Here is a 12306-nt window from a genome sequence, read left to right on the forward strand (position 1 = left end):
ATGGCTGAGGCGGTGCGTGCTTTCGCGCTAAGCTGCCGGCGGAGAAGGCGCTGCTGGTCGTGGAGATCACGTCGAAGGGCAATGCCGACACGGACCGCAAGACCAAGCTGCGCACGCGGGAGTGCCGCTCTACCTGCTGATCGACCGGTTCGCCGAGGGCGGCCCGGAGGTGGCGCTGCATTCGGACCCGGCCGATGGCTTCCGCGAGACCACGCGCGCGCCGTTCGGCGAGCCCGTGTGGGTAGCCGAAGCCCTTCGACCTGGAACTGGAGGACGCAGCTCGATCCGGGTTCCGCTACTGGACCGCTGCGAAACCGGGACGAGCCAAAACGACTACGCGAAGGGGTCGCCGAATTCGGTGGGGTCCCAGGAAAGCCCGGGCACGCCCCAACCGTTGCGCTTGACGGTCTTCTTCGCCGCGCGGGCGTTTCGCCCGAGCAAGCGGTTCAGGTAGAGGAATCCGTCCAGGTGGTCGGTCTCGTGCTGCAGGCAGCGGGCGAAGAAGCCGGTGCCCTCCACCTCCACCGGCTTTCCGTCCGCGTCGGACCCGGTCACCTTGGCCCAGTGCGCCCTGCCGGTGGGGAACGCTTCGCCGGGAACGGAGAGGCAGCCTTCCCAGTCGTCATCGGGGTCGGGCATGGTCTGCGGAACGGAGGATGTTTCCAGCACGGGGTTGACCACGACGCCGCGGTGCCGCACCCCATCGTCGTCATCGCAGTCGTAGACGAACACCCGCAGGTCGAAGCCGATCTGGTTGGCCGCCAGCCCGGCGCCGTTGGCGGCGGTGTTGGTCTCGAACATGTCCTCGACGAGTCTGCGCAACTCCTCGTCGAACTCCCGAACCGGGCGGGTCGGGTTGTGCAGCACGGGGTCGCCGACGATGCGGATCGGGTGTACGGCCATGGGCCGGACCTTATCGCTCGGTGTCGATTTCCGGCGCGTCGCGTCGGACGGTCACGGGCCGTGCCCGAGTGGCTGCGACGCGCGGTGTGATCGCCTCCCCGTGTTGATCGGCGCATGGTGTAATGGTGTCCGGCAATGCCAGGACTGTGATGAGTGCGGAACGCGGGACACCCGTATCGCGAGGCGAGGAGCGAGATGGACGCCGCCCAGATGCTGACCGCGCAGGAGATCGCCCGCGAGTGCGAGCGGATGGCGAACCTCGCGGACCGACCCGAGCATCGGTCGGGTTCGGCGCCGGGCACGTCCGAGAACGAGGTGGGTCACCGTCCACACGTCAGCCTCGTCGATCCGATCACCCAGCCGATCCCGCGCATCACGGAGCCGCGGCAGCCGGAACACGATGCGGTGCCCGATGACGGCGCCCTCACCGACCGGGAGCGCGGCATCCTCGCTTTCGAGCGGCAGTGGTGGAAGCGCTCGGGTTCCAAGGAGAACACGGTCCGGGAGCTCTTCGGCATGTCGGTGTCCCGGTACTACCAGGTACTCAACGCCATTGTGGACAAACCCGAGGCGTATCGGGCCGACCCGATGCTGATCAAACGTCTGCGCAAGGTGCGGGCGAGCCGGCAGCGCGCCCGGGCCGCTCGCCGACTGGGAATCGAGTTGCACTGATGACTTCTGGGGAGACACCCACCGGTTCGTCCGCGACCAAGCTCGGTGGCTACGCGCTGATCGGCGTCGGTGCGCTCGCCGCCGTCTTCGGCGTGGCCACGCTGTTCACGGGAGGCGGGCAGGACAGTGCCGCGCCGCCACCCGGCGACGTGGGGAACTCGCCGTCCTCGTCGGTCGTGACGGAACAACCGCAGCAACCGCCGCAGGAGCAGTCGCCCGGGCAGAACGAGTCCGAGAAGCCTTCCGAACCGGCGGGTTCGCCGGATCCCGCGGAGCCGCCGTCCGACGGGCAGGCGGGCGAGCGGCCGGGGTCCGCGCCGCAGCCACCTGCTCCGGGCAGGCCGCACGCCTCGCCGCAGAACAGCCCGGACAAGCCCGACGGCATCAGCAAGCCGGTCGTGCGCGTCTACAACAACAGCACGATCAAGGGACTGGCCCATCGTGCGGCCGACGACTTCCGCGGGGCCGGTTACGAGGTGCCGGAGATCGGCAACTACTCGGACGGGCGGATCTACACCACGACGGTCTACTTCCGTCCGGACACGCGGGAGGAAGCCACTGCGCGCGAGATCGGTAAGCATTTCCGGGCGAGGGTCGAGCCGCGCTTCGGTGGGATCGAGGACGCGAGCGCCGGTCTGATCGTGATCGTCACCAACGACTACCAGGGTGCTCCCGCTTCGAAGTGACGGACCGGCCGCCGCTGGTGGTGTGGGCAACCGCAGCCCACCACCCCGGCCGGCCCTCACCCGTGCGGCGCGGTCAGGGGCGGCTGCTCGCGTACGACTCGAGGGCGGCCAGCTGCTCGGGGTCCAGCGACGGGTGGATCGCTTCGCGTGCGGCGTCCAGGTGCCTGGCCGACACCTCGGCCGCCGACAGCGATTCGCGCATCGCCGTGAGCGCGGCCTCTCGGAGGAGGGCGGCGCAGTCGGCGGCGGAATAGTCCTCCAGCGACTCGGCCAGCGCCCGGAGGTCCACATCGGACTCCAGGGGAGTGTTGGCGGCTGCCGAGCTAAGGATCTCGAAGCGGGCTTCGGCGTCGGGTGGCGGCACGTAGACGACGCGCTCCAGCCTGCCCGGTCGAAGCAGTGCGGGATCGACGAGATCGGGGCGGTTGGTGGCGCCGAGGATCACGACATCCCGCATCGGTTCGACCCCGTCGAGTTCGGTCAGCAGCGCGGCCACCACCCGGTCGCCGACGCCGGAGTCGGAGGACTGCCCTCGTCGGGGCGCGAGCGCGTCGACCTCGTCGAGGAACACCAGCGTGGGCGCGGCGTTCGAGGCGCGGAGGAACAACTCCCGCACGGCGCGTTCGGACTCGCCGACGAACTTGTCCATCAGCTCGCCGCCCTTGACCGAGAGCACGTTGAGTCGTCCGCTGCCCGCGAGCGCCCGTACCAGGAAGGTCTTGCCGCAACCCGGCGGCCCGTACAGCAGCACGCCGCGTACCGGGTCGACGCCGAGGCGGGTGAACGAGTCGGGGTACTGCAACGGCCACAGCACCGCCTCGGTGAGGGCTTGCTTGACCTCGGTCATGTCGCCCACGTCGTCCAGCGTCAGGCCGCCGGTACGCAGTTTGTCCGAAGTGGACATGGAAATCGGGCGAACCGAGGAGAGCGCTTCGGTCAGGTCCTGCTGGGTGATCCTGGGTTCCCCTGCGGTGTCCGCGGTCGAGCCGCCGCTCTCCAACGGGGGAGCTCCGGAGGCCGGATCGGCGTTCGCGCTCTGGTGCCGCAGCGCGGCGCGCACGCTCGACTCCCGGCACAGCGCGACGAGGTCCGCGGCGACGAATCCGGGAGTGCGCTCCGCGACCTCACCCAGGTCGATGCCGGTTTCCAGCGGGGTGTCCCGCAGCAGCACGCGCAACAGCCCGGTCCGGTCGCCGGTGTCGGGCGCACCGATCGTGAGTTCGCGGTCGGCTAGCCCGGGCTCGCGCAGCCGCGGGTCGACCGATTCCGGTTGTGCGCTGGTGACGATCACGGCCAGCCCGCGGGTATCGAGCGCCTCGTCGAGCGCGTCGAGCACCACGGTCGCGAGCGGCGGCGCGTCCGTGGCCGGGAGCAGCGCTTCCACATCGGTGAGGAGCACTACCGCTCTGCCGCCACCGGCGGCGATGCCGATCGCCCGGTCGAGCGGTTCCCGGAATCGCTGGGAGGCGGTGCGGGGTTCGAGGGCGGCGATGCTGGGGGCGGCGACTTCGACGAGGGCGGCGCCGACGTGGTGGGTCACCGCCCGGACGACGGTGGCCTTGCCCGCGCCGTCCGGGCCACTGACCACGACCCCGAGCCGGGAGTGCGTGCCCAGGCGTTCGAGCAGCTCGGGGTGGTCGAACGACAGGCGAAGCCATTCGGTGAGCCGGTCGGCGCTCCGGCGGGAGCCGATCAGGTCGGCGAGTGGAAGCGGTGCTTCGGCGGGGGAACCGGTGGGTGCTTCGGTGGTGCCGTTTTGCCCAGCGGGTTCGGGTGGCCGGGTGCCGGGAGCGGTCGGACTTGCGGGGGCGACCGGGCCGGAGGGTGTGCCGGGTGAACCGTACGAGCCAGGCGAGGCGAGAAGCTCCGGGGGCTCGTCCCGCCATTCGACGACGGTGGACGGCCGGACCGCCACGGCACCGTCCGGGTCGGTACCCGTGATCGTGAGGAGCTCGTTGGTCCAGGTGCGGCCGATCGCTCCGGACATCTTCCGCCGCACCTCACCCGCGTCCGAGGCGGGCGTGGGGGCGAGGTCCTGCGGGAGCAGCGACACCGTGTCACCGGTGTGGAAGACCTTTCCGGTCAACGCCAGCCGAACCGTTCCGGGCGTCACGGTGGCGGTCGCCATCCGCGAGCCCGCGACGGTCACGCGCCGAGCCGGAGTGACTTCGACCGGGCTGACCCCGATCTCGGCGCCCTCCACGAGTCCGAGGTTGGTCAGCACGATGTCGTCGACGAACGCGAGCCCGGTTGGCTGCTTGTGCTCGGCCACGGCCGCGAGCGCGACGGTGACGCGGCTGCCGGTGAGCCGAACGGCGTCCCACGGTCGCAGGCCGAGTGCGTCGAACACTTCGGGATGCAGCCGGACGACACCCCGTCGGGTGTCGGTAGCCGAAGTGGACATGCGGGCGGTCAGCGCGATGGACGGCACCCGCGCAGCCTAGGACACCACGGGTTCCGCGGGCACGCGGTGCGGTCGCCCGCGAGCGTCGCCCGCGTCAGTTCGGGGGCGCGGGTGCCTGCCAGCCCAGCAACGACAGCCCGGCGTCGCCGTTCCGGTAGGCGTGCAGGCCGGCCGCCGGGTAGTCGATGATGCGGCTGGGCAGGCGGTCCAGGTCGAACCATTCGAGTCGGTGGCACTTGGCCGGTTCCCGGTTGATGGGGTCGCCGCGCCAGCGGGTCGCGGTGAAGAAGTGGCCGATCCTGGGTTCGAGGCCGGAACCAATGGCGTGGACGACGTGCACGTGGGCGAGGTCGCCGGGATCGATCGAAACACCGGTCTCCTCGGCGGCTTCCCGCACCGCTGCCGACACCAGGTCCTCGCCGGCGTCGACCTTGCCGGCGGGCAGGTGCCACATGCCGTCGAACTCGTCGCCGCGACGTTCGCTGAGCAGCACTCGCCGATCGCGGATCAGCAGGACGTGCACGTCCACGAGGTGGCGGTCGGTCACGGTGGTTCCCTCCCTACCGGTGCGGAGCCCGAGCCGCCGTGGACCGGGTGGTCACGGACGGCCCGACCGGTTGCGCCGCAGACCCAGCCTGCGCCAGCTGCGCCTCGGCTCGGCCGGTGTGACGTTGCGGCCGAGTTTCCGCACCCGGAGCCGACCACCGGCGACGCTGCGACGCAGCGGTGGGCGCAGCCCCAGGCGGCGCTGGGTCCGGCGGCGGATCGCCCGCCGTTCGCGCGGTGCGGCTTCCCACGCTTCCGGGTGGTTGGCCAACCACGAGTACCGGAAGACGGCGTAGGGCACGTGCGCAACGTAGATGATCATGCCGATGGCGAGCGATACCAGCGGGAACACGATGACTCCGGCGGCCAGCAGTGCGACCAGCACCAACAACGGAGCGACCAGCTTCGGCGCGACCTTGATCGTCTTCAGCGAGAGCGTGGGTACCCGGCTGACGGCCAGCGCCGCGATCGCCACCATCCACCCGATGACCACCGGCTGCTGCGCCCACCAGCCCGTGTCGCCGAACCGCGCGGTCGTGATCAGCGGGAGGAGCGTCAGCAGGCCCGCTGCGGGGGCGGGCACCCCGATGAAGAACTCCTTGGCGAACGCCGGTTGCTCGGCGTCCTCCAGCAGGGTGTTGAACCGAGCCAGGCGCAGCACCATGCACACGGCGAACAGCAGGGACACCACCCAGCCGACCCGGTTGTCCTGCAGGGTCCACACGTAGAGGGTCAGCGCCGGAGCGACTCCGAACGACATGGCGTCGGCCAGCGAGTCCAGCTCGGCGCCCATCTTGCTGGTCGCGTCCAGCATCCGGGCGATCCGGCCGTCGAGGCCGTCGAGGACGGCTGCCACGGCGATCGACGCGATCGCGCCCTCGAGCTGTGCGTTCAGCGCGAACTGAATGGCCGACAGGCCCGCGCACATCGCCAGCACGGTGATGGCGTTGGGCAGCAGCCGGACGGCTGGGGTGGTTCGGGAAACACTCATGAGCCTGCACCGGCCAGCTCGGCGACCGTTGTCTCACCGCCGATGGTTCGCTGACCCGGCTCGACCAGGACGCGGCTTCCGGCGGGAACGTAGAGATCGACTCTGGAGCCGAACCGGATCAACCCGTAGGTGTGGCCCGCCACGACCTGGTCGCCCTCGTTCACCGAGCACACGATGCGCCGAGCCACCAGCCCGGCGATCTGCACCACCGCCACCTCGTGGCCGCCACCCCGGATGACCATCGAGTTGCGCTCGTTGTCCTCGCTCGCCTTGTCCAGATCGGCGGACAGGAACGCACCCGGCCGGTAGGCGACCTGGGTGATCTCGCCGTCGAGTGGAATCCGTTGAACGTGGACGTCGAAGACGGTGAGGAAGACGCTGATGCGGGTCATCGTCCGCTCGCCCAGCCCCAGCTCGACAGGTGGCGCGGCTGGTTCGACGCGCGAAACGGTCCCGTCGGCGGGCGCCACCGCGATGCCGCTGCGCGTGGGCGTGGTCCGTCGGGGCTCGCGGAAGAACCAGGCGCACCATGCGGTGGCGACCGCACCGAGAACACCCGCCGCGCGCCAGCGGCGGCGCAGCAGCAGGGTGGCGACGGCGGCGCCGAGCACGAACGGTCGGCCAGCCGGGTGCATCGGCGGGACGGTGTCCCTCGCGAGTTCGATCAAGTGGGTCAGCGGGTTGCCGCTCGGTTGCTGCTCGGTTGTCATCGCGGTACTAGGCCCCTGGTCGGCAGTCATGATGCGGTCGGCGCCGAGCGCCGTCGCCATGGCGGCCGTTGTCCGGCCGTCATCGCACAGCATCGCCGACGCGTCTCGGCCGCCGACGGCAGGGGGCATTGTGGATCTTCATCGGCGTGCGTGCCAGCGGAAACGCGATGCGATGGCTCCGAGGCGTCCGGGCTGCCGATCGGGGCGGGCAAGGTGCACCGCAAAGCGACCTCGCGGGGCGAATCGGGCGAAAGCCGCGCGCGTGCGCGTTGAGCAGGAGTCGGGACGGCACTGGCACCCCCGAAGCGCCGGTGCCGTCCCGACACCACGGTCGCCGGCTACCTCCCCGACGGTGCCGACGGCCTCCCCGAATGGGGCCCGTGCACCCCCCGACGGCACACGGTCCCGTATCGGCCGCCCGATCGCCCTTCAGGGTGGAGCGAACGAGCAGACGTCATTCGAGACGTATCTGATCGACGGGTTGTTACGCACTTACCAGTGTAATAGACATCACACGATGTCCGTAGCCGCTATTGGAGGACATCAGTATTCAGTTTAGTAACGGACCGTAGTCATTTTGGTCAGGGTGAGATCATTCCTCCGTGGGGACGCGCTGATCGTCGATCCGCATCCGGGCACCCATCAGCTCGCCGAGACCCTGGTAAGGCATGCCGCGCTCCTCGCAGTCCGGCATGCTGCTCACCTCCAGCCGCGCGAGGTCGTCGCCGTCCCGAGTCACGCTCGCCGGGTCCACCGTCGACACCGACTGGTCGTCCAGGTAGAAGTCGAACATCAACGACCACGAGGCCGCGCCCTGCACCAACCGCGCCTCGGCGACGTCGATGTTGTCCAGCCACTGCGAGTCCGAGCGCTCCCGGAGCTCGTCGATGTCGGCGGTCTCCAGCCGCGCGAGCTGCTCGAGCTCCGACCGGCGCACCCGAGCCGACACCCCCGCCAGCAGCCGCTTGCCTGCGGTCGACCGGCTCGGAACCAGCAACAGCCCCCGGTCGGTGACCAGCAGCTCGAACTTGCCCGAGGCGCACTGCACCGGCCCCACGATCCCGGACAGCTTCGGTGCTTCCTCCGGCGCCGGTGGACGGGCGTGCTGCAGCGGCGCACCCAGATCGACCAGTGCGCGATGCAGTCCGGGAACGTGTCGCGGATCCGCCACCGCAGGCCGAACGAGCCGGTCCGGATCGAGCGGCTGTCCGCTGGCCAGCCGGACCGCCGGTGGTCCGTCCCAGTCCAGCACGTGCTGAGCCCGCCCCGCACAGATGAGGGCGTCGACGACCGCGCCGCCGAGCAGTTCCGTCAGCGTGTCGATCGCCGCATCGGCGACCCGATCGTGCTCCAAGCCCGGGTCGAGCACCGGGTTGACCAGATCCTTGCCCTGCTCCCGGTGTATGACGCCCAGGACCGAGCCGATCGCCGGGGACGATTCCAATCCGCTCCGCTCCACGGCGGTTGCCAACCGGCCGGCTTGGCGCTCCGCGCGCACCTGGCCGGCCACCTTCGCCAGTTCCGGCCACGGCATGCGCGGGCCGAGCCCGTCGGCCAGCAGTCGGTCCTCCAGCTCGGGGACCGCTTTGCGCGGATTGCGCAGCAGCGCGAATCCGGGACGCTCGTCCTGCTCCCGCTCGCTGTCGCTCATGCGCTTCATGCCCGCGATCCGCTCGCGCGTGGTGACCTGACCGTCGTCGGACTCATCGGCGATCGCCTGCTTCGCACGGTCGGCCAATCGCCGCTTGCGCTCCGGCTGATCCATGAACGAGCGGAACCCCAGCAGCACGTCCGGCGTGTGCTCGGCGTCGACGGCCATGCTCAGGTACTCGTCGCGGTAGTCCTGCCAACCGAGCTCGATCGCCACCGACTTGCGGACCGCGGTCACCGCGGCCCGCTTGCCCGCCAGGTCGACCGACACGGCATCCGCCTTCCGATCCAGGTCGGCGGCCAACGGCTCGGCAACCGCCTGGTAGAGCCGCGCGTAGTGGAGGAAGAGCCACTTCGTCGGGCCGCCGGTGAGCTGTCCGGCGGCGCGTTCCACCGCGACGGAGATCCGCCGCGCGGTGGCGGTCTGCTTGTCCGGGCCGCCCGTTCTCGCCGATTCCCGGGCGACGACCGCCCGCAGCTCGCTCACGGTCATCCCCGCGAGCAGCGGCAGACCGAGCTCCACGGAGCGGGCACGGGTTCGAAAACCGAGGAGGGCGGTGTCCTCGTGCACGCCCGCCCGCGGCTCCGAAACGATGCGGATCTCGTCCGGAGCGCGCGAACCGGCGGCACTCGAGATCGCCTCGACCATCTTCCACAGTTGTGGCTGCTCGGATTTGCCGAGTGGGACACCGCGAGAGGGGACGGGCGTGCCGAGCACCGCCCGCATGCCGATTCCGAGCACGCCCGCCACCAACCCGGCGGCGAGCAGGGCACGCAGTCCGCTTCCCAGGTCGTAGCGGATCGTGTAGGCGCCGACCGCGAGCAGGCCGAGCACCAGGGCGATGGGTACGGCGAAGAAGCCGATGTGCAGCGCCAGCGCCAGGGCGGCGCGCCAGGGGCCACGCAATGTGAAGAACTCCAGGTTGAAGGTCGGCTGCCGTCCAACGACGGGACCGACGGAGCGGGGCTACCGATTGCCTGGTGTGGGGAGCACGCGTCGCGTCGGTGCCCCGTTCCGTGGTGCGGCAGTCTTCGTTGATTTGCTCGAACCGTCAATCCAGCAGCCATACCTCCACAGTGGATCCGGCATCCACTCGCGTGGTGTCCTCCGGGATCTCCAGCAGGCAGTTGGCGCCTGCCAGCGCGGCGAGGAGGTGCGAACCGGTGCCGCCGTGTGGTGTCACCTTTCCGGTGATCGGGTCGAACCGGGCGCGGCGGAATTGGCGCTTGCCCGCGGGTGCGGACAGCGACTCGTCGACGACCGCCTCGCGGACGGTCCGTTGACGGCGCAGGTGCCCGGCAGCTCCCCGGAGCGCCGGGCGGACGAACACCTCGAACGAGACCATCGCGCTGACCGGGTTGCCCGGCAGCGTCACGACCGGGACGGCGTTTCGGTAGCGACCCGCTCCCTGCGGCATACCGGGTTGCATCGCGACCTTCGTGAAGGTGACCCCGTTGCCGGCCAGCGCGTCCTTGACCACCTCGTACGCGCCCGCGCTGACCCCGCCGGAGGTGATGATCAGGTCCGTGTCGTCCAGATGCGGTTCCAGCGCCGAGTGGAACGCCGCGACGTCGTCCGCCACGAAGCGGAGCAGCCGCGCCTCACCGCCCGCGTCGCGCACCGCGGAAGCCAGCATCAGCCCGTTCGACTCGTAGATCTGCCCGGGCTGCAGCGGTTGTCCCGGCTCGACCAGTTCCGAGCCGGTGGACAGCACGAGGACCCGGACCGGCCGGTGCACCTGCAGCCGAGCGGCGCCGACGGCCGCGGCGAGCCCCAGCTGCGGCGCGCCCAGCGACGTGCCACGGGTCAGCACGGTCTCGTCGGCGGCGACGTCCTCCCCGGCCCGTCGGACGTGCGCCCCTGGCTGCACTCCGGCGTGCACCGACACCTCCGTGGTGCCGCCGTCCGTCCGTTCGACCGGAACGACCGCGTCCGCGCCCTGCGGCATCTGGGCGCCGGTCATGATCCGATGGGCCGTCCCCGGCAGCAGCGGTGGACTGTCCACCCGGCCCGCGGGGACGTCGGCGGCGACCGGGAGGACCACCGGCTCCCGCTCGTTCGCCTCCACGAGATCCACCGAGCGGATCGCGTATCCGTCCATCGCCGAGTTGTCGAACGGCGGCAGCGGTAGCGGCGATCCGAGGTCGTCGGCGAGCGCAAGCCCGAGGCAATCGTCGAGCGGTCGGGATTCGACCGAGGTGGCCGAGAGTAGTTCGGCGACCTTCGCTTGGTGTTCGGGTACCGGAGTGGGGCCGGTTCCAGTTCCGTTCGGCACCCCACGATCATCGTTCATGAGGTGGTGGTCTGTCGCTACGGGCGTGAGGAACTCGTTGCGCGGGCGTGCGTGGCAGACTTCGTCCCCGGTGCGGGCCGGGCTGCCGAGACCCGTCGCCCGTTGTCGCGGTCGGCTGTGGACGGTCCCGGCGTGGTGGGCCGACCGGAGTTGCGAGGAGAAGATTCATGCAGGTGCGTACCCGCCACACGCCGTCCTACGGGGTGGCCCGGCTGATGCTCGCTCCGGGCGAGCCCGCGCAGGTCGAGGCCGGCGCGATGCTGGCCACCAGCTACGGGGTGGCGGTGGCCGCGCAGGCGCAGAGCGGACTGCTGAAATCTCTCGCACGGGCCGCGTTCGGCGGGGAGTCGACGCACGTGGCCACCTACACCGCCCCGCAACAGGGCGGCTGGGTCGACGTCGCACCGGGCCTGCCCGGTGATCTCAACGTCCTCGAACTCGAAGACCAAACCGGGTGGTGCGTGGCCAAAGGGGCCTGGCTCGCGTCGGCGAGCACGGTGCGGCTGGACGGGCAGTGGGCTGGATTCAAGAGCCTCTTCGGCGGTGAGGGCGGATTCCTGACCCACGTGACCGGGCAGGGGCCGGTGGTCCTGTCCTGTTACGGAGCGCTGGACACCATGACGCTGCAGCCCGGTGAGTTCGTCACCGTCGACACCGGTCACGTGGTGGCGTACGCGGACACCGTGCAATCGCGGCTGCGGCAGCTCAGCCAGGGAGCCGCCCAGTCGTTGCGCACCGGCGAGGGGCTGGTGTTCGACTTCGCGGGGCCGGGGACGGTGCTCGTCCAGACCAGGCCCCCGCGCGGACTGGTTTCGTGGTTGCAGGCGAATGGATCCGCTTCCCGTTCCTGACGCGGATTCTCCGGTGTTGCATTGTCGTGGTCCGGCGCTGTTGCGGGTCGATTCGCGACGCCGGAACGGGGAATCGTGAACCGATTGCTCCATCGAGGTGATTGTTTTTTTCGCCGCGAACCGGATCGCCGGTGAATTGCCTCGCGAGTTCGAGTGGTCGCTCGGACTTTTCGTTCCTCGGGTCGCGCGTCTCGATTCTCGGTTCGAATACTGTCCGTACTGATCGGCAACACCCGTTCGGCCCAGTATTTCGCGGAAAAGTCGCAAAGCCGAAGGCGGGACGAACTCCAGTGGTCTGCGGTAGCGTGACGCTTGCTCCATTGGCGCTCAAGGCGCCGCGCACCACATTTCCATGAGGAGGACGCCGTGGCTGTTGGCACGGTCAAGTGGTTCAATTCGGAGAAGGGCTACGGCTTCATCGCCACCGAGGGTGGATCCGATGTTTTCGTGCATTACTCCGCGATCAATATGTCCGGTTTCCGGACCCTCTCCGAAGGTGACCAGGTCGAATTCGAGGTCAAGGCGGGTCGCGACGGTCGCAGCCAGGCTGACGGCGTCCGCAAGGTCTGATTCCCGCTTTTCTCGGCCCGATTCGGCAG

11 protein-coding genes are annotated in these 12306 nt (G+C 70.1%); 4 read left to right on the forward strand and 7 right to left on the reverse strand.

Annotated elements, in window-relative coordinates; genetic code table 11:
* Positions 1-333: 333 nt before the first annotated feature.
* On the reverse strand, positions 334-903 hold the full coding sequence (locus ACYVAN_RS06445; protein ID WP_460956685.1) for a peptide deformylase: 570 nt from the start codon (positions 901-903) through the stop codon (positions 334-336).
* Positions 904-1098: 195 nt separating this feature from the next.
* Here ACYVAN_RS06445 and ACYVAN_RS06450 point away from each other — a divergent pair, with 195 nt between their 5' ends.
* Together ACYVAN_RS06450 and ACYVAN_RS06455 are read left to right on the forward strand one after the other, a co-directional pair.
* Entirely contained in the window at positions 1099-1575 is a 477-nt protein-coding gene (locus ACYVAN_RS06450) for a DUF3263 domain-containing protein (protein ID WP_460956687.1), read from the forward strand.
* Entirely contained in the window at positions 1575-2261 is a 687-nt protein-coding gene (locus ACYVAN_RS06455; protein WP_460956689.1) for a LytR C-terminal domain-containing protein, read from the forward strand. Before ACYVAN_RS06450 ends, ACYVAN_RS06455 begins: the two co-directional genes overlap by 1 nt.
* Positions 2262-2334: 73 nt before the next feature.
* Here the strand turns inward: ACYVAN_RS06455 and ACYVAN_RS06460 are convergent, their stop codons facing one another.
* From ACYVAN_RS06460 to moeA, 6 genes are all read right to left on the reverse strand, one after another.
* The gene (locus ACYVAN_RS06460) at positions 2335-4692 is read right to left on the reverse strand and encodes an AAA family ATPase (protein ID WP_460956691.1); all 2358 of its coding nucleotides are present in this window, start codon (positions 4690-4692) and stop codon (positions 2335-2337) included.
* A gap of 67 nt (positions 4693-4759) precedes the next feature.
* The gene (locus ACYVAN_RS06465) at positions 4760-5212 is read right to left on the reverse strand and encodes an NUDIX hydrolase (protein ID WP_460956693.1); all 453 of its coding nucleotides are present in this window, start codon (positions 5210-5212) and stop codon (positions 4760-4762) included.
* Between the two features lie 51 nt (positions 5213-5263).
* Complete coding sequence (pssA, locus tag ACYVAN_RS06470) at positions 5264-6202, reverse strand: CDP-diacylglycerol--serine O-phosphatidyltransferase (RefSeq protein WP_460956695.1); 939 nt, start codon at positions 6200-6202, stop codon at positions 5264-5266.
* The gene (locus ACYVAN_RS06475; RefSeq protein ID WP_460956697.1) at positions 6199-7041 is read right to left on the reverse strand and encodes a phosphatidylserine decarboxylase; all 843 of its coding nucleotides are present in this window, start codon (positions 7039-7041) and stop codon (positions 6199-6201) included. Before ACYVAN_RS06475 ends, pssA begins: the two co-directional genes overlap by 4 nt.
* 463 nt (positions 7042-7504) lie before the next feature.
* Positions 7505-9469 (reverse strand): M48 family metallopeptidase, encoded by a 1965-nt coding sequence (locus ACYVAN_RS06480; protein WP_460956699.1) that lies wholly within the window; start codon positions 9467-9469, stop codon positions 7505-7507.
* Between the two features lie 145 nt (positions 9470-9614).
* Complete coding sequence (gene moeA, locus ACYVAN_RS06485) at positions 9615-10838, reverse strand: molybdopterin molybdotransferase MoeA (protein ID WP_460956701.1); 1224 nt, start codon at positions 10836-10838, stop codon at positions 9615-9617.
* A gap of 185 nt (positions 10839-11023) precedes the next feature.
* Here moeA and ACYVAN_RS06490 point away from each other — a divergent pair, with 185 nt between their 5' ends.
* Together ACYVAN_RS06490 and ACYVAN_RS06495 are read left to right on the forward strand one after the other, a co-directional pair.
* Entirely contained in the window at positions 11024-11707 is a 684-nt protein-coding gene (locus ACYVAN_RS06490) for a TIGR00266 family protein (protein ID WP_460956703.1), read from the forward strand.
* Positions 11708-12073: 366 nt separating this feature from the next.
* Positions 12074-12277 carry a cold-shock protein gene (locus ACYVAN_RS06495; RefSeq protein WP_460956704.1) on the forward strand — a complete coding sequence of 68 codons (204 nt, stop codon included), beginning with the start codon at positions 12074-12076 and terminating at the stop codon, positions 12275-12277.
* Positions 12278-12306 lie beyond the last annotated feature (29 nt).

This window comes from Parasphingorhabdus pacifica (assembly GCF_054779195.1).